Below are 20,516 nucleotides of genomic sequence, written 5' to 3' on the forward strand. Positions count from 1 at the left end.
TTGTCAACAGAATTTTCAGAATTTTTGAAAATTATTTTTTAAACAATATCTTTGCAAAAATATGAATAATATCAAAAATCCCTCAACTACATTAGGTAGTCAAGGAATTATCAATCATATTTCTAAAAAGCAACTGGGGGACAGTTTTAATTCTTTAATCTAACTCATTTCTTACGCACTGCAAAGCTGCTCCAATTACTTGGTGCATATCGTAATAACGATAGTGTCCTAAACGACCACCAAAGATAACATTCCCTTGCTCATCAGCCAATTTTTTATATGATTTATACAAATGATTATTACGATCATTATTTACTGGATAATAAGGCTCATCACCTTTTTCCCATGTTTTAGAATGTTCTTTAGTAATGATAGTCTTTTCTTGATTCCCAAACTCAAAATGTTTGTGTTCAATAATACGAGTATATGGAGTTTCTGCATCCGTATAGTTCACAACTGCATTTCCTTGGTAATTCTCCATATCCAAGGTCTCATTTTCAAAACGAAGACTACGGTACTCTAGTTCACCTAATTTATAATCAAAGAATTCATCAATCATACCAGTAAAGACAATTTTAGGGAAGTCCTTCATATATTGTTCTTTATTCGCAAAGAAATCAACATTTGTTTCTACATCAATATTTTCATGATCCAACATTTTTTCAACTATTTGAGTGTAGCCACCTATTGGAATCCCTTGATAAGTATCATTAAAATAGTTGTTATCGTAGGTCAAACGTACGGGCAAACGGCGAATGATAAAGGCTGGAAGTTCCATAGTTGGCTTGCCCCACTGTTTCTCTGTATAGTCCTTAATCAATTTTTCATAGATGTCTGTACCTACAAGAGAAATCGCCTGTTCTTCCAAATTTTCAGGAGTTTTGCCATTTAAAACAGCACGTTGCTCATCAATCTTAGCCTGTGCTTCTGCTGGCGTTACAACTCCCCAAAGTTTATTGAAGGTATTCATATTAAAAGGAAGATTATAAATCTCTCCCTTATAATTTGCAACTGGAGAGTTAGTATAGCGATTAAACTCTGCAAACTGATTTACATAATCCCAAATCTCCTTATCAGAAGTATGGAATATATGGGCACCATATTGATGAACTTGAATTCCTTCCTCTTCACGAGTATAGATATTACCCGCGATATGATTTCGTTTTTCAATGACTTTTACTTTTTTTCCTTTTAAGGCTGCTTCATGGGCAAATACTGCACCAAAAAGACCCGCACCAACGATAAGATAATCGTACATTTTATGCTCCTTTATTTTTTAATAATTGTTGTTTTAACTCATTTGGATTTATCACTTTAAAAATCAAAATCAAACTGATATAAATTATTGCTCCCAAAATAGCATATAGTCCCACATTAATCATTGGTGATACAGTTAGGAATTGTTTTACAAATAGTAAAATACCATACATCAATCCTGATGAAATCATAATTTTTATCATAGATCCTATAATCGGAACATCTCTTAGATAAGAGCGAGTAAAGAATAACTGTATAGCCCAAACCAGAGACTCTGTTAAAACAGATACAATTGCTGCCCCTATATAGCCCAATTTGGGAAGAAAGAGAAGATTTAATCCGACACTAACAATGGCAGGAATTGTGGTTGAAAGCATGAACTCTCTATTTTTATTATGGGGAATCAAAATTTGAATCCCCATAATATTTGTCCAACCAATAAAGAACATTCTTAGAATCATAATAGCTATTGCATAGCGTGCATCTTGAAAATCTTTTCCCAGAAAAAAGTTAACAAAATCATCGTTTATAATTAACATACCTGCCATAATGGGGAAAATAACTAAATTATAAATTAGAAATGACATCTCATGCATTTTATTAACTGCTTTATGATCCCCTGATGATAAAAGATTTGAAACTCGTGGTAACATGACACTTCCCAATGAAGTTACTAGGGTCAATAAAATATTGACAAGCTTCAATGCTTGATCATAGATTCCTACATCTTTTGTTGAAGCCAAAGCACCTAGCATTGTACGATCCAAAGTAACATAGAGCGATATAGCAATCTGAGGTAAAAACAATAAGATAACTGGCTTCAAATGCTGCTTAGCATATTCCCAATCAAAGTGCGGTTTCCCAATAAACTCTCTTGCCGGCAACCACATACTTAATTGTCCCAACAATTCAAAAATGGTAAGCAAGAACACATATAAATATAGGTCGCTAGCTGATTTTATAAATAGAAAAATAGCAATGACGCCAACTAGTTTCACTGTAATATTTCTGACTGTAATTTTTCGAAAATCCTCTAAACCTTGGAATAGCCAAGAAATATCTAAACCTTTAGAAAGTAAACTTAATCCTAAAATATAAGCTACTGGTTTTTTCATAAAAGATACAGAGAGACATAGAAGAACATAGAAGAACAGAGAAAGAACTGTCGAACCTAATTGTAACGAATAGATACCCCAAAAGTTCTTTTCAATGTTTTTACGATGTCCTGAAATTACCTTTGTACCATAGTTTGCAACCCCAAGTGTTGCTAACAAGATAAAATAAGTCACTATCGAATTGAAATAACCATATGATCCTAAATCATCTGATGAAAAGACTCGTGTCACATATGGAGTTGTAATGATAGGTAGTATAATTACCAACAACTGATAGGAGAGATTGTAGGCGTAGTTTTTTAATACTTTCATCTCAACCCGTCCTATTTATAATCCTTAAAATCTCTTTTTTGAGAGCCGGAAATTTATCTAAATCAAATTTTCTTGAAAATTTATGACCTAATCTCTTCCCACGTTTTAATTGTTCTATATCATGTTCAGAATCAGTCCATGTATAAGGAGAGCCATCCCACCAATTAATATATCGTAGATTGCCTTGAAAATCACTTGGTGCATCTGTTATCGGAGAAGAAGAATACAAAGTTCCCATTAGATCATACTTATACATTAAAGTAGGGATAAATAGTTCATCATTCACTATTGAATTTTTGAATATTTTTTTAATATTCTCTTCTTCTTGAAGTAATATTCCAACTAACTCCTGATTAATAGATACCCAATTCGAAGCATAACCTAACTCCATGTTATATTTTTTAAAGCAATCAATATTTATTAAACGTTGGATTTTAATCTCTAGCTTACGATAATATGATACAAACTTTCTGAAAAACTTGTTTTCGATATTTCTTGCTAAGAGGTTAGAAAACAAATATTTAAATCGAACTCGCTCATATACTTTATTTGATTCAAAAATTTCATCAGAAACTAAACTCAAAAAATTATTGTATTTATGTTGTTCAAAAAAATCAAATAACTCTTCAGCCGGCACTAAAGGTAAGTCCACACCTGACAATAAATGAAACATACTATAATTATCTTGGTTATACGCACATCGAAATCCTAGTATCTCTGCAGATACCTGTGAATAACTTCCCCAGTAAATAGGAGTTCTATCTACAAATATAACTTTCGAAAATCTTGTACAGGATTTAAGCGAATTATATAGTAGATTCATCAACTCTAACCTTACTATCTATAATCACAAAAATATCATGTTGCTTATAATCTAATAGTGAAATTAAAATTCTAATTGCTCAAATTTATTATGGGCAATTATAATATAAGCTTGTTTCATAATCCCTCTTTCCTAACAAGTGCTTGACACTAGTCGCAAATCAAATTTAATTTATATATAATACTATCGTAGCAACAAATACAATTTAGGGCTAAAAATAAAAATAAGGTATTTTAGTTTTAGTTTCCATGATAACTTATTATTTTTTAACAAGTCACTCATTTCGACTCTCAACAACTCTTTATCTTTTGAAAAATCTTTTAAGCCTGAGTCAGCTTTTGCACCAATTACTACAAAACCACCTAATAATTTTTTAACTTGCAAAGCTTGCTTTAATTCTGGACTCTGAATGTACTCTCTTTTAATAACTTCCTCATTTTTTGCAACAGCTTCAAAGAAATCATATCTTTTTTCAGTAAATGTTGAACGAACTATACTCCCTTCCCTACGATAGTAATTGTAGGTTTCAAGTGGACTGATCACGATTCTTTCAGCTAAGGCAAGATGTTCTGCTACAACATAAAAATCCTCATAGATTTTCCCGACTGGAAATGGAACGCGTTCCAAGATGCATTTCCGATAAAGCTTAGCACAAGCAGAAACCGTTGCACCTTTGTCATCCAACATTAGTTCCAGAGCCTTTTCTTTTGTAACCGGAATCAAATCTTTATAGTCTGAGTCTTGCAATCGATAAGAAGTATAAGCATTATATTTTGAAGTAGCTTTTACCTTTGTTGAAATCAAATCTGCTTGATGTATTTCTTGTATTTTTACTATTAATTCAAGCGTATAGTCTTCAAGGTAATCATCTGGATCTAAAAAGAAAATCCAATCTGAGTTGGCTTTTGTAACTCCAAAGTTACGCGCATCAGATAAGCCTCTATTTTCCTTGTGAAAAACATGGATATTTTCATATTCTCGAGCGTAATCTTCACACAATCGAGAAGAATCATCTGTTGAACCGTCATTGACGAGGATCACTTCAAAATTTTGATAGGTTTGTTTCAGCAGGCTATCTATCGCATAGTGCAAATAGTCGGCAATATTATATACCGGAACAACGATGCTAATAAACATCCTAACCCCCTCTCTCTTTTTCTTTCTTTTTAGAGTATTTCTTCAAAATTGGATTAAGTAATAAGGCCATTGCAAACTTGGTCTTATAGTTCAAATAAGACAATCTGTCAAACTTTTTCGTAGGAATATAGTCATATGCACTTTTCTCAATTTTGCTATATAGTTCTTTCAAGAGTGTTTCGGAATCATTAACCATCCAAGACAAATCAACCTGCAAACTGATGAGATAAACTAAGGTTTCAGAAACTACTCGGTTTAAAACAGGTTCACTTTCAATTTTTGTAAAATAATCTAGAACTGATTTTGTAACAGTCAAATGGTGACTGACATTACGCTTCATACTCTCGATATTCATACTTTGCTCTGGTCTACCTATGTAGTATTGATAAATATCATAATTCCAATAACTGAAACTATGAACATACTCCAAAGGAAAGAGTGTGTATTGAATATCAACATAAAATGTTTTTTCACTTAAACGAATCTTGTTTTCCAACAAGATTGATGCCTTATAAGTAACCGAGTGCATCGGGATGCGAACATCCGGAATTCCCATGTATTTTTTGCCAATTTCATACTTGTCTACGAAGTCATTTCGTACTGTAGTATTGTTATAGACATGCTGCTCTGTAAAGTCTGTAATCACCATATCTACATCAACAGTTTCAAGAGTATCTAAAAACTTTTCAAATTCTGATGGAATAACCCAATCATCCCCATCAATCACTTTAAAAAATTTTCCCTTTGCTTCTTGAATACCGCGATTGATAGTTGAACCATGACCACCGTTTTCTTTTGTAATTACACGGCCATCCAGCAACGAATCTTGGGCTAATATTTCTTCTGCTACTTTAGCAGTATCGTCTGTACTTCCATCGTTAACAACCAGTACTTCAAATTTATTTTTATAATCTGATTGCACTTGTTGGAAAGACTCCAGCCCTTTTGAAACGTAGTCCTGAATATTATAACTAGGTATTACAATTGTTAACAAACAATCCTTCATCGTATCTCCTAAATCGTCTCAATTAGTTCAATCCACTGCTTGAGAATTTTATCTTTATCGAATTTATCCATATTGTCTTTTGCATGTTCTGAGAAAGACTGTCTCAAAGCTTCATCTCCCATCAGTTCAAGCAATTTTTGGCTCAACTTGTCCGTATCATAATACTCAACCAGATAGCCATTAACTCCATCTTCAACAATTTCGTTCGGTCCTGTCGGACAACTAAAGCTAACTATAGGAAGATTGTATTGTTGTGCTTCCAGCAGAACTAGAGGTAGACCTTCATAGCGAGAAGTCATGACATAAATCCCTTTATCTCCATAAATCAAATCCTGATTTTTTTCGAGTCCTTTTATGACTAACTTGTCCTGTAAATCATTTTCATTGATTAAATTTCTAATTTTGTCCACTTCATCTTGATTTCCAGAACCGTAGATTTCCCAAATCCAGTCAGACCTTTTTGCTAACACTTTTTTCGCGACTTGAACAAGATAATCATATCCTTTTTGATAGTCAAAACGGCCAACCGTCACAATTATAGTTGATTTTTTATTATAGGATACATCTGAAAGAATAGCCTCTTTCCAATTATAGATGTAGCAAACTCTTTCCTCAGGAACGCCGTATTTTTTTATATAATTTTCACGGTCTTCTTGAGTAAGGGTCACAAGTTTATCAGCAAATTTCGCTCCAATATACCTTTGTATCTTCTTAACTTTAGTATCAATATCTACTATAGAATTTGTATGGTCGCAGGAAACAAATTTTGTTCTCAAACCAATTGTGCTTGCTACACCAACTGTATTCATACTCATTCCGATTCCAAAAACAATATCAACGTTCTCTTCTTTCAGATAGTTTCTCAACAACTTGACCGCTTCGAGAAAATTTTTACTCATTGATATTTTCTTTGATGATAAGTTCTGATATCGAACCGATTGTTTCAGCGAGAAGAAATTGTTTTCTGTAGAAATCATCGAGAGAAGATGAACTTCATACATAGTTGATAACTCATTTGCAAGGCTGGTTGCTACTTTCAGTCCTCCATCCGTTCTATCAATACTCCATTTCACTAAAGCGATTTTTTTCATGTTTCAACTACTCTCATTCTTTATTATCACCAAGAGATATAATCTTATAGTGATGTTGGTTGCGCTTATCTTCTGGAGGTAACTGCATATAATTCTCTCCATAAATTGCTACCAAATATTCTTTATACTCACTAGGACAACTCAAATCAATCCCTTCAAACTCCAATGATACCGGTTCTCCAAAATAATCTGAAGGTACGATTTCTCTTAGTTTATATGCTCCTGTATAGTTTCCTGCGAAATCTTCCTTAAACGAATATTTTTTTATCGTTTGTAAATATTTTTTCTGAGCCCATGTAAAGGAAATAATCTTCTCAATATTAACAGCATTCGCAAAAGCAATAATTATCTTTTCAATTAATGGCCGATTTTCTTTTTTCTGATTCACCAAACTATTGAATTGCGAGAGTTGAACCATCATCCTTGCGTTCAAGTATCTCAAAGAATGAATTTTTTTCTTTAAAACATTAGAGGGCATACCATCCAACGGAAAAATGTCTATCCACAAACTCTCTACCAATTCTTCTTTACTATAATTCATAATAATCTTTGTTGAATCATCTCGAATCACAGAGAAAGCTTTTTTATAGCCAGCAGTGTCTTCGCTCAAAAATTTATAATTACTTGGCAACAGATCTTGGGCTAGTTTTTTAAACTTTTCATAATCTTCTCTAGGCATACCGATATCAATATCGTCATCCCAAGGTATGAATCCTCTATGACGTACCGCTCCTAACAAGGTCCCACCTAGAGCATAGTAGGTCAGGTTATTTTCTTCACAAATGCTAATGAATTCTTTTAAGATGGATAGAATCTTATCTTGGATAATTTTGATATCTGACATACATATCCTCCTAAGTAAAAGGCAAGTCTAAAAAGAACTGATAAATGTTCTTTAAAAGAAGATCCGTTTTACTATAATCGATAAAATCAAAAGGGAAATTCTTATTATAGAAAAAACCTGTGATCAACGATATACCAAGCAAGCTAAGCTCTATGCCATAAACTAGGCTACGATTCGATAAGATTTTTAACTGTTCTCGGTATGTAAACAATATGAATGAAGAAATTACAATCATTGGCAAGAGTAAAAAAAGATTCCTATCATATATATTTCGAAACGGTATAGATCCCATTGATAATAATGTTAAATAATAAGTCATCTTGACAAAAGATATTTTCCAATCATTAATCTCTTTAATAGTTCTACTCAAAATCAAATATTGAATTAAAAATAAAATCATTATAACCACACCAATATACAACCTCATTGTTAGAGTAGTATTAAAGAGCTCTGAATACGATGCGTTATCGGAATAGATATCAATTTTTCTAATAAAAGATTGAAAGAAGCTGACACCTGTCCATTCCGAAAATATTGGTGATAATTTTATTATAATTGGAAAACCTAATAAAACGAATAAACTCTTACTTACCGTAATCTTTTTTAGGTAGAAAAAAATGAATCTCAGAGCGACAAAATAAATAACAGCTGAATGAATACATATTGGGACTATATACCAAAACATCATCCAATACTTTGTATAATTATATTTCGATTCCAAATACAAAATCAACATCACAAGCGATATTGCCATACAAAATCTCATACCACTCGTTGTATATCTATAATTATTTAATAACAAAACTGTAATTAAAATCAAAGCATTTGTTGCTTTAGAGTATGTTTTATAAGACTTGAACAAATCAACAACAACATAACCAAAACTAAAATAAGTCACGAAAGCAGAGAAAAAACTAAGCAAACTATAGTGATGTGTATTTCTAACTAAATACATCAACGAAGTATATACAGGAATTGAACCATAATCATATCTACCAACTTTAAACCCTGATGCAAAAGCTTGAAACATTGAAATAATGCTATCAAAATTAGTTAGCACTTGTATTGCTCTAAAATGAAATGCTCCATCATCTAATGGATGAGGGATATAACGTAAAGCTATTATAGAAATCGATAAACACGCAAGCACTAAATAAGTTACCGAAAACCTTCTGTCGTTTACTACTCCTAACATACTTAAAAACAAAGATAAAACAGGGAAAACTAAAAAAATTAAAAAAGTAAGTAATAATAAAATCATAATTTAAAAACTCTGTCCGTATTTTTTTCCAAAGAATTTAGCTTGCAAAAAGGACTTCCCTTTTTGAATCAAATCAATCCTCTCCATATATATGAAAGGAGTTTCTTTTATTCGTAAATCTTGATTAGCCAACCAAACATTAAATAGTCTTTCGCTGACACGACCAAATAATCTAGCATCAAAAGCAGAATACCCTTCTATGTCTATTCGTCTATAAAGTTCATCAACAATCGGAAATAACCACTCACAATATGCAGCTACATTATCTTTTGACATAATAAACATGTTAAACATATAGCCACTACGTTGTTTCATCACTTTATCAAATGTATCAATATAATCAGGATTTAACTCACTAATGATTTGGCGAGTGACATCTAAATGAGCTCCATCATGAGTATGTTCATAGTGAGAATAGAGAGTCTCAATATAGTATTTTCTTTTACAGGGAACAACAACATCATAGTCCAGCATCATTTTTTCGACCTCTGATTTAGATAAAATAATGCTATCCATATTGATCTCTTCACGATAAGCTTGACTCTTCGATGTGAAATAACGACGGTAATGTACCAATCCAAGATAGTCACATTCTAAGTTTTTCCATGCCCAATAAAGTCCAGTTAATTCACAATAATAGGGATTCAAACAGGAAATGTTGTCCCCTTCATTGTCACATTGGTATCCTAATTTCTCTTTTCCTTCACTACCAACATGAATAGGTAAATAAAGTTCAGTATCATCAGGCATTGTAAATTTCTTGTGTGTTGCAACGATAATTTTATAATTTTTTGTCATTTTAAAACCCAGTTAAACTTCCTACATTTATTGAAGGTAATTTGCATAGTTTGACATTCTATTTAATATTTCGATTAAAAAGATTATCAGACTAACAATTAATAAATACTTTTCCTAATTTAAAAAATGAAATCGAATACCAAAGTCATATTATTCGTACTCAATTTCATTTTCTAAATATCACATTCCTTAATAGCAAAAAAACCTATACTTAATGTGCCCCTTCTCTAGTTAAAACTTGTTTTATGGTTAAAAAGATAATTTTAATATCCAACCAAAATGACTGATTTTTAGGATAATACAATTCCATTTCACAGCGTTCAGGGTAGAACACATCACTTCTACCTGAAACTTGCCATATACCAGTGATACCAGGACGGACAGATAATAAAATTCTACGTTCTTCCTCAGTATACTCGTCTAACTCATTATCAAGAATCGGCCTCGGTCCAATAAGACTCATATCACCTAGCAATAAATTTATAAATTGAGGAAGTTCATCAATACTAGTTTTTCTTATGAAATCACCAATATTTGTAAGCCTTGGATCCTCATCTGGAGGTAATTTATAGCTATTTTTTTTATATTTTTCATACAGTTCTTCATTAAGTTCCAAGATTTCCTCTGCATTTTCAACCATTGATCTGAATTTAATAATTTTAAATTTTTTCCCTCCAAGACCTGCTCTATATTGTGTAAAAAAGATACTTCCCTTATATCCTTTTATTTTGTAAATAATAAAAATAATTAAACAAGAAGGCAGTACTATAAATATAGTTCCAAGAAATCCAATAATAAGATCCATAATTCTTTTAAAACTAATATAGATAACGTTATTCCGTTTCACTTAAAATCCCCTCTCATGTAGTAAACTAAAACAGTTTAAATTCTATGAGATATTTTTATCTCCTTCTTTTCCACAACTATTTCCTTAGCCTATCCTTTATTTTTTACCGTAAGAACCATACTCACCGTAAGAACCATATTTCTCAGCTGAAGTATTAAATTTATTTAATACAACTCCTAAGAATGGTTTATTCGTTTGTTCCAATTGACCTTTAGCCTTCTGAACATCTTTTCTGTTAGCTTCTCCTGCCGCAGTAACTAAAACAGATGCATCACATTTTTGTGTAATAATAGCGGCGTCGATTACGATACCAATAGGCGCTGTATCAACAATAATATAATCAAAATACTTGCGAAGTGTGTCAATCATAGTGCTAAAATTTTCACTTTGCAATAAAGCAGTTGGGTTGGGTGAGATAGACCCAGCTTGAACCACAAATAGATTCTCAACATTGGTATCACATAAACCATGAGATAGGTCTGTTGTTCCAGATAAAAATTCTGTCAATCCAGTAATTTTTTCACGTGATTTGAAGACACCTGACATGACAGAATTACGAATATCAGCATCTACTAACAGGGTCTTGTAACCTGCACGCGCGAATGCCCAAGCAATATTTGTAGAAGTCGTTGACTTTCCTTCACCCGGTTTTACAGAAGTGATAGAAATTACTTGTAAATTATTTCCACTCAATTGTATATTCGTACGCAAGGCATTATAGTATTCTTCCGCTTTTTTGGCCAGATCTAATTTTTTCTGTGCTATTTCTAATGTCGGCATATCTCTCTCCTATTTCAATTTATCCAGATTTGGAACAACTCCCAACAATGCAATTTGCATAACATCTTCAATATCCTCTGGACGTTTCACTCGTGTATCAACCAGTTCAACGACAAGAACAGCGACAACTGTAAAGACTGCTCCTCCAAGCAGACCTATAATTGTATTTCTACGAATATTTGGAGAAGATGGTGCTATAGCGGGACGAGCTTCTTCAAGTGTTGTAACATCAGAAACGCGTGTGATACTGATAATCTTTTCAGCAGCTACCTCTCTCAAGGAGTTAGCAATACGACTAGCTTCCTCAGGTACTCTATCATTAACGGAAATAGATACGATACGAGTATCGACTGGTACAGTTACTTTGACTTTTTTAGCCAAATCTTTTGGTGATAGATCTAATTTTAAATTAGATGTAACCTTTTCCAAAACATCTTGAGATAAAATAATTTCACGATAGTCTTTAACCAAGTATGATCCAGCTTGCAAGTCTTGGTTTGTCAAACCAGGTTTATCCCCCTGATTACGGTTGACTACATAAATCCGTGTAGTACTAGTGAACTCCGGTTTAACGATAAAAGCACTATAGGCAAAAGCTAAAGCTCCAGCTACAATTGCTACTAATGCAATTAGAATTTTTCGTTTCCAAAGAATTTTAAATAGGTGAAATACATCGATTTCCATAGTATTTTGTTCTTTCATATTTTCTCCTAAATTATTTGATCCATTATAATTTTCCTAGGGTTCTCTACAAATAGCTCTTCCGCCTTGCCCCTACCATACTTTTTAGAAATAATCTGATAAGCCTCCTCCATATAAGGGGGTCTACTATCTAGGTTATGCATATCACTTGCAATGACATGAACCAGGTCTCTCTCCAAAAAATATTGGGCTCTCTTTTTCATGAATTTATAGGTTTCACCAAAGAGCTTAGGTTTTAGAACATGAGAACTATTTACTTGCGTATAGCATCCCATATCAATCAGTTCCTGAACACGTTTTTCATTGTTTTCCAGAGCATCATAACGTTCAATATGAGCAATCACCGGGGTAATCCCCAACATCAAAATATTGCTTAATCCTTTATGAATATCGCGATAGGGTGTATTCATACTAAATTCAATCAAAGCATAACGACTGTTATTGAGAGTAGGAATGCGCTTGTTTTCTAATTTTTCTAGAACATCTGGAGTATAGTATATCTCTGCTCCGTAAGCAATGACCAAATCATCTGCCACTTCTTTAGCAATCTCACGAACCTTTAAAAAATTCGTCGCTATTTTTTCTTCTGGAGTCTCAAACATCCCTTTTCGACGATGGGAAGTTGAAACAATCATCCTAACTCCTTGATTATATGCTTCTCTTAAAAGAGCTTCACTATCTTCTATAGACTTTGGACCATCATCTACATCAAAGACAATGTGAGAGTGGATATCAATCATATCATCTTCCCTCCATCACATCTTGTATCGCACTTTTAGCAGTTGCTAAACTACTATCATCGATTTCCATCATATAGAGGTTACTACCTGGCATAGCATAAGAAGGAAGTCCCATTTGACCTGTACCTTTGAGGTCTTGGGAGTTAACCTTATAACTACCACCGCTCTCCAATTGAGCATTAATCAAATCCATCATCGTTTCGATCGGCATATTTGTTTGAAGGGAATCTTGCAAACCTTGAAGAATATCACTATAATTTTTCAAGGCTTCGGTAGAAGTTAATTTCTGAATGATTGCGACAATAACCTTTTGTTGATTACGACCACGGTCACGATCACCATCAGCCAACGAATAGCGTTCACGAACAAACCCAAGAGCTTGTTCAGAATCTAAATGAACATTCCCTATAGAATAATGCTTCCCATTTGTATGAGCAGTAAATTCTTGATCATTGTACACATCTACACCGCCTAAAAGGTCAATCAACTTCAAAAACGAAGTGAAGTTCAGGCGAACATAGTAGTTAATATCAACTCCATAAAGATTTTCCAAAGTATGAATAGAGGAGTCTACTCCATAAATACCTGCATGAGTCAACTTATCTTTTTGATTATTCCCGCCGTCAGCAATCGGAACATAAGAATCTCGAGGGGTTGTTGTCAATAGAATTTTTTTTGAATCTTGATTAACAGTCATCAAAATGTTGACATCTGAACGAGAAACTGAACTAATTGGTCCGTAAGTGTCAATACCACTCACATAGACATTGAAGGATTTGTTCTTAGAAACTTTAGGAGCAGCTACTTCTTTGGTGATATTTTTAGTGTAGATTTTCCTAATTTTTGATGCGTAATCAGGGTATTCAGATTCTATAATATTTTCAAAGACGCTATTTAAGACAATCGCTTTTGCTTCACCTGATACCAAGCTCTTATAAGCTGCAAGGTATGAGGTGCTTTGTTCAACCGTCAATTCTTTGCTCTGACTAGTTTTGATATCAGCTATCAATTTTTGAATATTATCATTATCAGTATCCGTAGGTCCTGTAACACTATCTAATTGCGTGACATTATGAACGTCACTATCTTTCAGAACAACAACACTCATTGAGTATTCTGAGTAATTTGACGTAGAATTGATATGACTAGTAAAGCCGACAAATTGTTGCAGTGCAAAAAAAGAAACTGAACTCATTAAAATAGCTAGTGTTAAAAAGAAAATTGTAAACTTTTCTGCTTTTCTATAAATGATCAAAAGCAGACTCGCTAAAGCGACCAAAATCACTACAGTTGCCGTTATGACATTCAGGTATCTAAACGCCAATACATTATGTCTAAAAATCAAGAACAGCAAAAAACCACCCAATAATACATAAATGGTTAATAAAGCTATATTAATGCTCCGCTTAACTTTACCCGAACGGGCTCTTTTTGAACGTTTATTCATAGTTTTCCCCTATATGTTGATTATCAGAATTATTATATCACAATCATGAAATAATTTCCATTTATTCCTTTTTTTATCAGCGTTTTCAATACATCTTCTAAATGCACTCCGAAGGAATAATTGTTTTTTTATAACCTGTATAGTATCTATCGCTTCCTATTTTGACATTCTCGTTTCATAGACAGAGGAATACGAATCAAAAATATAACAAACAAGGTCCCTTACGGAACCTCGCTCATCTTTATTTAACATGATTTTCTGCTTCTTTTTGAGCTTTTTCGATTGCTTTTTTGCTTTCTTGCTCCCATTTAGTCTTAGCTTCTTCAAACTGTTTGGTTGTCACAGTATCTTTTTGCAGTTTCATGTACTTGTAGTTATTGCCGTCACCCTTGATGCCGACTAGTGAATAACCTCTTGTAAATGGCGTTACTTTGGTTACAGATGCTGTTCCACCGCTTGACATAGCTGACATAATCAGAGAATTATCAATCATCCAAGCCTGTGCTTCAGCATATTTTTCATAGCGTTTGGCTACATCTTTATTTTCACTATCTGCATCTTTGAGCATCTTGGTGTAAGTATCAAGCCCCAAGCTAGCAATCTTAGCTTTATCTTCCTGAGCATCTAGACCAAAGATCTTGAGGTAGAATCCATCCTCTGCATTGAAAGGATTGAGATAAGTTGACGGATCTTGGTAATCACCTACCCAGCCATCAAAGTTCAAATCATAGTCTCGATCAGCTGGTGTCGGTGCTAAGAAGGCTACGTTATTAAAATCATCTGTTGACAGTTGCTGAACATCAATGACAATGTTATCAGCACCTAAAACCGACTCAAGGGTCTGCTTAACTGAGTTCATGCCTGTCACAGCATTTTTACTTGTCTGATCAACTGCAACATCCAAGTGAATTGGGAAAGTCACACCTTGACTTGCCATTTCTTTTTTAGCTTCCGCAAATTTTGCTTGGGCTTTTTCTTTGTTGAAATAGGCATCCTGAGCATCTGCCAGGTTCATACCTGACCATTCTGTGCCATAGTTAACCAATTTAGAAGCGACTACTTCTCCAAAGGTCTTGTCTCCAACTTGGACAAATGTTGGAGGCACTAGGGTGTTACGAAGAGTCTTGCTAGCTGCTTCTTCCCCATTTGACTGAGCAGAATAGGCTGTGCGGTCCAAGGCAAAGTTCACCGCTTGGCGGAAGTTTTTGTTCAAGACAGCTGTTTCAGTTGACTTCTTCTGCTCATCTGTCGTTTTAGACGTATGGTTGTAAGCCTTACGGTTAACGTTGAAATTGAAGTACCAAGAAGTCTTATCCTGCAAGCTATAGACGATATTATCCTTATATTTTTCCTTGGTCTTGGCAAAGTTAGAACTATTTGGATAAACCCCAGCGATAGAATAAGCTCCACTTTCAAAGTTACGGATAGTCAATTCTTGGTCTGAGCCATCAAAATAAGCCAATTTTACGTGTTCAATCGATACTTTATCGTGATCGTAGTAATGCGGATTTTTCACATACTCGATCGATGATTTTGATGTAAAATCTTTTAACAAATAAGGTCCGCTGTAAAGAATACTATCTGGAGATAAAGTACCAAAATCTTTCCCTTTTGAGTTTAAAAACTCTTCGTTTACTGGGAAAAGAATACTATTGGTTGTTTTTGAATTCCAGTACGGTTCCGGTCGTGCCAAAGTATACTCAACAGTCTGGTCGTCAATGGCCTTCACCCCAACCTTAGAAAAGTCAGAATCCACTCCTGTAATATAATCATTCAAACCCTTGATCGAGTTTTGAATCAAGTCAATGGCCTGTGATTTATTGTCTACTGCGTACTTGATCCCTGTCACAAAATCTTGTGCCTTGACTGGGGCGTACTCTTCACCATCAGCCGTAAACCATTTGGCATCTTTTCTCAATTTGTAGGTATAAGTCAGACCGTCGCTTGAAACAGACCAGTCTTCTGCCAAAGATGGAACTAGGTTCCCGTGATTATCATTCTCAAGCAAACCATCAACTAGGTTGGTTATAATCGATGTATTATCAGCGTAGTAGTCTAATAAATAGTTAAATGTAGTTGGATTTCCACTAAAGGTTGATGAGTAAGTTTTTGTATCTGAACCTGATTGTCCGCAAGCAACTAAAAGCAAGGCAGCCGCAAAAGTCAGGCCTGCGCTAAGAACACGCTTTTTTGTATTCATCTTCTTTCTCCTTTATGTTAGTTTTTATAACATAGATTTATTTTACCAAAACAGTGGGAATTTGTAAAGTTAATTGAATTTCTAGAATGAAAGTTTATAAACTTTTGCCATAAAAAAACAAAGGATTTCTGTCTTTCATACAGTCCTCCCTTGTTTTTATACGATTTCAATTTTAAATTTTTCTGCAAAAAATGCTTATAGTAATTCCACACAGAAAGCATCCCATGGAGCCAAGATTTGTTTTTCAAAAACTTCTTGAGCCACGGTGTTTTCAATTAATACCGATTTGACGCTTCCTTCTACGGTCAAGTCTTGCCCTTCATTGGACAAGTTAGCCACAACTAGGAAACGACGGTCTCCATCTTTACGAATATAAGCAAAGATCTTATCAGCCGTCTCAAGCAATTCAAAATCAGCTCGAATCAGCCAGCTATTCTCTTTGCGGATTTGAACGAGTTTTTGATAGGTATAGAAAATAGAATCTGGATTTGCCAGTGCTTCTTGAACATTGATTGCCTGATAGTTTGGATTGACTGCCAACCAAGGTTGACCTGTTGAGAAACCAGCGTTTTTACTATCATCCCATTGCATCGGAGTACGGGCATTGTCACGTCCAATGACACGGATACTGTCCATGATTTCTTCCATCGGAACACTTTTTTCAAGAGCTTCACGCGCATAGTTGAGGGATTCAATATCTTCTACTTGGTCCAGTGTTTCAAACGGATAGTTGGTCATCCCAATCTCCTCACCTTGGTAGATATAAGGAGTTCCTCTCATGAGATGAAGTAAGATGGCAAAGGCTTTGGCAGATTTTTCGCGGTATTCTTGGTCATTTCCCCAGATTGAGACGATACGAGGGAGGTCATGATTGTTCCAAAAGAGCGAATTCCAACCGTCCTCAACTCCTAACTCTGTCTGCCATTTGTTGAAAATCTCTTTCAACTTAGCTATATTCAGCTCTTTTTGATAATGCCATTTAGGTTGCCCTTCCTGATACTGAAGACAGATATGTTCAAACTGGAAGACCATAGACAATTCTTGCCCCTTTGGATCCGAGTAGAGCTTGGCAATCTCTGGCGTTGCTCCCCATGTTTCCCCTACTGTCAAGAGATCCTGATCTCCAAAGGTCGCCTGATTCATCTCCTTGAGATAAGGGTGGAGCATAGGACCATTATTGACTACTTTCTCGTCAGGAATTTTCCCAATCATGTCAATGACATCCATGCGGAAACCACCAATGCCTTTATCAATCCAGAAGTTCATCATCTCATAGATTTTCTGACGAAGTTTTTCATTTTCCCAGTTGAGATCAGGCTGTTTCTTACTGAAAAAGTGGAGATAGTATTGACCTGACTTTTCATCGTATTCCCAAGCAGAACCACTAAAGATAGAATCTAAATCGTTGGGTTCATCCCGCCAGATATAGTAGTCTCGTTCAGGGCTATCAGGATTTTCACAGGCCTCGACAAACCAAGCATGCTCATCTGAGGTATGATTGACCACTAAGTCCATGATGATACGAATATCACGCTTCTTAGCTTCCGCGATCAGTTGGTCCATATCCTCCATGGTTCCGAAAATAGCTGCAATCGCTTGATAATCAGCAATATCATAGCCATTATCATCCATAGGACTGTCATAAACTGGAGAAAGCCAAATCGCTGTAATTCCTAACTTGGCTAGATAGTCTAACTTACTGGTAATTCCTGGCAAATCGCCAATTCCATCTCCGTTGCTATCCATAAAGCTCTTAGGATAGACTTGATAGACTACGGCATTGTGCCACCATTTTTCTTGCATCTTCTTACCTCATTATTTTAATAATCTGTAATCTATGATAGCGCTTTTTAAAATTTTATGCAAGCGTTTGCCTAATCTTTTTGATTCCTTTTTTAACTCCATAGTTTCCTAACTTCCAATTTTTTATTATAATAGAGGTCAGAGGTAAAAAAATGAAAAAACAAGCTTTTAGTTCTGAACAATATTTGAATCTACAGCGCGACCACATTTTGGAGCGCATTAACCAATTTGACGGCAAGCTCTACTTGGAGTTTGGCGGCAAAATGTTAGAAGATTTCCACGCTGCTCGCGTTCTTCCTGGTTATGAGCCTGACAACAAAATCAAGCTCTTACAAGAATTGAAAGAGCAGGTTGAGGTTGTGATTGCTATTAATGCTAGCAATATCGAACATTCCAAAGCACGTGGTGACTTGGGCATTTCTTATGACCAAGAAGTTCTTCGTTTGATTGACAAATTCAATGAATTAGGGATTTTTGTTGGCTCCGTTGTCATCACACAGTACGCTGGCCAACCCGCTGCAGATGCCTTCCGCAATCAGCTTGAGAAAAATGGAATTGATTCTTATCTTCATTATCCAATCAAAGGATATCCGACAGATATGGATCACATCATTTCTCCAGAAGGCATGGGGAAAAACGACTACATCAAAACCAGTCGCAACTTGATTGTCGTGACCGCTCCTGGACCTGGTTCTGGAAAATTGGCAACTTGTATGTCCAATATGTACCACGACCAAATCAATGGTATCAAGTCTGGCTACGCTAAATTTGAAACCTTCCCAGTTTGGAATCTTCCCCTTCATCACCCAGTCAATTTGGCCTACGAGGCTGCCACAGCTGACCTTGATGATGTCAACATGATTGACCCCTTCCATCTTCAAACCTATGGAGAAACCACTGTCAACTACAACCGTGATATCGAGATTTTCCCAGTGCTCAAGCGCATGTTAGAACGTATCCTTGGTAAATCTCCATACGCTTCACCGACAGACATGGGTGTCAACATGGTTGGTTTCGCTATTACAGATAATGAGGCTGCTGTCGAAGCTTCTAAACAAGAAATCATCCGCCGTTACTATCAAACTGTTCTTGATTTCAAAGCCGAAAAAGTTGGCGAAGCTGCTGTCAAAAAAATTGAGTTGCTCATGAACGACCTCGGCATCACACCTGCAGACCGCAAGGTTGCTGTTGCTGCACGTCAAAAAGCAGAAGAAACTGGTGGACCAGCCCTAGCCCTTGAATTGCCAAGCGGAGAAATTGTCACTGGTAAGAACTCAGAGCTCTTTGGTCCTACAGCCGCTGCCTTGATCAACGCTATCAAGAAATCAGCTGACATTGCCAAGGAAGTAAAACTCATCGAGCCTGAAGTCGTCAAACCGATCCAAGGTCTTAAAATCGATCATCTGGGTAGTCGCAATCCACGCCTGCATTCAAATGAAATTTTGATTGCACTTGCCATCACAGCTACAGAAAATTCTGATGCTGCTCGTGCTATGGAAGAACTTGGCAACCTCAAAGGAAGCGAAGCCCACTCAACCATCATCTTGACTGATGAAGATAAGAATGTCCTTCGTAAACTGGGTATCAACGTAACCTTTGACCCTTACTACCAATACGACCGCTTGTATCGTAAATAAAGATTTCAACCTCTCCACACTCGGAGAGGTTTTCTCTCTGTCTCAAGAGCCGGCTTTATGTTATAATAAAAAGAGAAAACTGAAAGGATTTACCATGTCAAAAGAAGTTATTGTCGAAAGTTTTGAACTTGACCACACCATTGTTAAAGCACCTTATGTCCGCTTGATTGGGGAAGAAACAGGGCCAAAAGGAGACATCATCTCCAATTATGATATTCGTTTAGTGCAACCCAATGAAGACTCTATCCCTACTGCTGGCCTTCACACTATCGAGCACCTCTTAGCCAAACTCATCCGTACTCGCATTGACGGCATGATTGACTGTTCACCATTTGGTTGCCGTACAGGCTTCCACATGATTATGTGGGGACGCCACACCAGTGCTGAAATTGCAGCTGTTATCAAGGATTCGCTCAAGGAAATCGCTGAAACCACTACTTGGGAAGATGTTCCTGGAACAACTATCGAATCTTGCGGAAACTACAAGGATCACAGCCTCTTTTCTGCTAAAGAATGGGCAAAACTCATCTTGGAACAAGGGATTTCAGACGATGCCTTTGAGCGCCATGTCATCTAATAATAAAAAAGAAACCAGCTTTGAACTGCACCCCAAAAGTTAGACAGAAAAAATCTAACTTTTGGGGTGTTTTTATTATGAAATTAACTTATGATGATAAAGTTCAGATCTATAAACTTAGAAAACAAGGATATAGCAT

18 protein-coding genes are annotated in these 20,516 nt (G+C 35.4%); 2 read left to right on the forward strand and 16 right to left on the reverse strand.

The genetic code is table 11. The annotated features are described in order from the left end of the window. Nucleotides 1-154: 154 nt before the first annotated feature. The 16 genes from glf to LG372_RS06455 all read right to left on the reverse strand — a co-directional run bounded on the left by glf (nt 155) and on the right by LG372_RS06455 (nt 18,163). Complete coding sequence (glf, locus tag LG372_RS06380; RefSeq protein ID WP_225742394.1) at nt 155-1,258, reverse strand: UDP-galactopyranose mutase; 1,104 nt, start codon at nt 1,256-1,258, stop codon at nt 155-157. 1 nt (nt 1,259) lies between these two features. Continuing rightward, nucleotides 1,260-2,684, reverse strand: a complete 1,425-nt coding sequence (locus LG372_RS06385) for a flippase (RefSeq protein ID WP_225742395.1) — start codon at nt 2,682-2,684, stop codon at nt 1,260-1,262. Between the two features lies 1 nt (nt 2,685). After that, nucleotides 2,686-3,507, reverse strand: coding sequence for a beta-1,6-N-acetylglucosaminyltransferase (locus LG372_RS06390; protein WP_225742396.1), 822 nt, complete (start codon nt 3,505-3,507; stop codon nt 2,686-2,688). Between the two features lie 183 nt (nt 3,508-3,690). Further along, nucleotides 3,691-4,644, reverse strand: a complete 954-nt coding sequence (locus LG372_RS06395; protein WP_225742397.1) for a glycosyltransferase family 2 protein — start codon at nt 4,642-4,644, stop codon at nt 3,691-3,693. 1 nt (nt 4,645) lies between these two features. Further along, nucleotides 4,646-5,650, reverse strand: a complete 1,005-nt coding sequence (locus LG372_RS06400; protein WP_225742398.1) for a glycosyltransferase family 2 protein — start codon at nt 5,648-5,650, stop codon at nt 4,646-4,648. An 8-nt stretch (nt 5,651-5,658) separates the two neighbouring features. After that, nucleotides 5,659-6,741 carry a glycosyltransferase family 4 protein gene (locus LG372_RS06405; protein ID WP_225742399.1) on the reverse strand — a complete coding sequence of 361 codons (1,083 nt, stop codon included), beginning with the start codon at nt 6,739-6,741 and terminating at the stop codon, nt 5,659-5,661. A 13-nt stretch (nt 6,742-6,754) separates the two neighbouring features. Beyond that, the gene (locus tag LG372_RS06410) at nt 6,755-7,585 is read right to left on the reverse strand and encodes a LicD family protein (protein ID WP_225742400.1); all 831 of its coding nucleotides are present in this window, start codon (nt 7,583-7,585) and stop codon (nt 6,755-6,757) included. Nucleotides 7,586-7,595: 10 nt separating this feature from the next. After that, a complete protein-coding gene (locus tag LG372_RS06415; RefSeq protein WP_225742401.1) occupies nt 7,596-8,846 on the reverse strand; it encodes a polymerase in 1,251 nt (416 codons plus the stop codon). 3 nt (nt 8,847-8,849) lie between these two features. Continuing rightward, nucleotides 8,850-9,644 (reverse strand): DUF4422 domain-containing protein, encoded by a 795-nt coding sequence (locus LG372_RS06420; protein ID WP_225742402.1) that lies wholly within the window; start codon nt 9,642-9,644, stop codon nt 8,850-8,852. A 211-nt stretch (nt 9,645-9,855) separates the two neighbouring features. Further along, the gene (locus LG372_RS06425) at nt 9,856-10,449 is read right to left on the reverse strand and encodes a sugar transferase (protein WP_413252016.1); all 594 of its coding nucleotides are present in this window, start codon (nt 10,447-10,449) and stop codon (nt 9,856-9,858) included. A gap of 138 nt (nt 10,450-10,587) precedes the next feature. After that, nucleotides 10,588-11,271, reverse strand: coding sequence for a tyrosine-protein kinase (locus LG372_RS06430; protein WP_020901549.1), 684 nt, complete (start codon nt 11,269-11,271; stop codon nt 10,588-10,590). 9 nt (nt 11,272-11,280) lie between these two features. After that, complete coding sequence (gene cpsC, locus LG372_RS06435) at nt 11,281-11,973, reverse strand: capsular polysaccharide biosynthesis protein CpsC (RefSeq protein WP_225742404.1); 693 nt, start codon at nt 11,971-11,973, stop codon at nt 11,281-11,283. An 8-nt stretch (nt 11,974-11,981) separates the two neighbouring features. Beyond that, nucleotides 11,982-12,713, reverse strand: coding sequence for a capsular polysaccharide biosynthesis protein Cps4B (gene cps4B, locus LG372_RS06440; protein WP_061864733.1), 732 nt, complete (start codon nt 12,711-12,713; stop codon nt 11,982-11,984). A 1-nt stretch (nt 12,714) separates the two neighbouring features. After that, complete coding sequence (locus tag LG372_RS06445) at nt 12,715-14,160, reverse strand: LCP family protein (RefSeq protein WP_225742405.1); 1,446 nt, start codon at nt 14,158-14,160, stop codon at nt 12,715-12,717. 241 nt (nt 14,161-14,401) lie between these two features. Next, nucleotides 14,402-16,360 carry a peptide ABC transporter substrate-binding protein gene (locus LG372_RS06450; protein WP_225742406.1) on the reverse strand — a complete coding sequence of 653 codons (1,959 nt, stop codon included), beginning with the start codon at nt 16,358-16,360 and terminating at the stop codon, nt 14,402-14,404. A 195-nt stretch (nt 16,361-16,555) separates the two neighbouring features. Continuing rightward, nucleotides 16,556-18,163 carry a glycoside hydrolase family 13 protein gene (locus LG372_RS06455; protein ID WP_225742407.1) on the reverse strand — a complete coding sequence of 536 codons (1,608 nt, stop codon included), beginning with the start codon at nt 18,161-18,163 and terminating at the stop codon, nt 16,556-16,558. 152 nt (nt 18,164-18,315) lie between these two features. On the opposite strand from LG372_RS06455, the gene LG372_RS06460 reads away from it, so the two are divergent. Together LG372_RS06460 and LG372_RS06465 are read left to right on the forward strand one after the other, a co-directional pair. Beyond that, a complete protein-coding gene (locus LG372_RS06460) occupies nt 18,316-19,800 on the forward strand; it encodes a DUF1846 domain-containing protein (protein ID WP_225742408.1) in 1,485 nt (494 codons plus the stop codon). A 94-nt stretch (nt 19,801-19,894) separates the two neighbouring features. Beyond that, on the forward strand, nt 19,895-20,377 hold the full coding sequence (locus tag LG372_RS06465) for an S-ribosylhomocysteine lyase (protein WP_000032547.1): 483 nt from the start codon (nt 19,895-19,897) through the stop codon (nt 20,375-20,377). Nucleotides 20,378-20,516 lie beyond the last annotated feature (139 nt).

The sequence above is a fragment of the Streptococcus sp. Marseille-Q5112 genome, assembly GCF_916700555.1.
GTDB classification, from domain to species: domain Bacteria; phylum Bacillota; class Bacilli; order Lactobacillales; family Streptococcaceae; genus Streptococcus; species Streptococcus symci.

Bases quoted from the DNA above. Each gene is read 5' to 3' on its own strand.
- LG372_RS06450 (WP_225742406.1), bottom strand. From the start codon at position 16,360: ATGAATACAAAAAAGCGTGTTCTTAGCGCAGGCCTGACTTTTGCGGCT.
- LG372_RS06445 (WP_225742405.1), bottom strand. From the start codon at position 14,160: ATGAATAAACGTTCAAAAAGAGCCCGTTCGGGTAAAGTTAAGCGGAGC.
- LG372_RS06430 (WP_020901549.1), bottom strand. From the start codon at position 11,271: ATGCCGACATTAGAAATAGCACAGAAAAAATTAGATCTGGCCAAAAAA.
- LG372_RS06465 (WP_000032547.1), top strand. From the start codon at position 19,895: ATGTCAAAAGAAGTTATTGTCGAAAGTTTTGAACTTGACCACACCATT.
- LG372_RS06420 (WP_225742402.1), bottom strand. From the start codon at position 9,644: ATGACAAAAAATTATAAAATTATCGTTGCAACACACAAGAAATTTACA.
- LG372_RS06390 (WP_225742396.1), bottom strand. From the start codon at position 3,507: ATGAATCTACTATATAATTCGCTTAAATCCTGTACAAGATTTTCGAAA.
- glf (WP_225742394.1), bottom strand. From the start codon at position 1,258: ATGTACGATTATCTTATCGTTGGTGCGGGTCTTTTTGGTGCAGTATTT.
- LG372_RS06460 (WP_225742408.1), top strand. From the start codon at position 18,316: ATGAAAAAACAAGCTTTTAGTTCTGAACAATATTTGAATCTACAGCGC.
- LG372_RS06415 (WP_225742401.1), bottom strand. From the start codon at position 8,846: ATGATTTTATTATTACTTACTTTTTTAATTTTTTTAGTTTTCCCTGTT.
- cpsC (WP_225742404.1), bottom strand. From the start codon at position 11,973: ATGAAAGAACAAAATACTATGGAAATCGATGTATTTCACCTATTTAAA.
- LG372_RS06425 (WP_413252016.1), bottom strand. From the start codon at position 10,449: ATGGATCTTATTATTGGATTTCTTGGAACTATATTTATAGTACTGCCT.
- LG372_RS06400 (WP_225742398.1), bottom strand. From the start codon at position 5,650: ATGAAGGATTGTTTGTTAACAATTGTAATACCTAGTTATAATATTCAG.
- LG372_RS06410 (WP_225742400.1), bottom strand. From the start codon at position 7,585: ATGTCAGATATCAAAATTATCCAAGATAAGATTCTATCCATCTTAAAA.
- cps4B (WP_061864733.1), bottom strand. From the start codon at position 12,713: ATGATTGATATCCACTCTCACATTGTCTTTGATGTAGATGATGGTCCA.
- LG372_RS06405 (WP_225742399.1), bottom strand. From the start codon at position 6,741: ATGAAAAAAATCGCTTTAGTGAAATGGAGTATTGATAGAACGGATGGA.
- LG372_RS06455 (WP_225742407.1), bottom strand. From the start codon at position 18,163: ATGCAAGAAAAATGGTGGCACAATGCCGTAGTCTATCAAGTCTATCCT.
- LG372_RS06385 (WP_225742395.1), bottom strand. From the start codon at position 2,684: ATGAAAGTATTAAAAAACTACGCCTACAATCTCTCCTATCAGTTGTTG.
- LG372_RS06395 (WP_225742397.1), bottom strand. From the start codon at position 4,644: ATGTTTATTAGCATCGTTGTTCCGGTATATAATATTGCCGACTATTTG.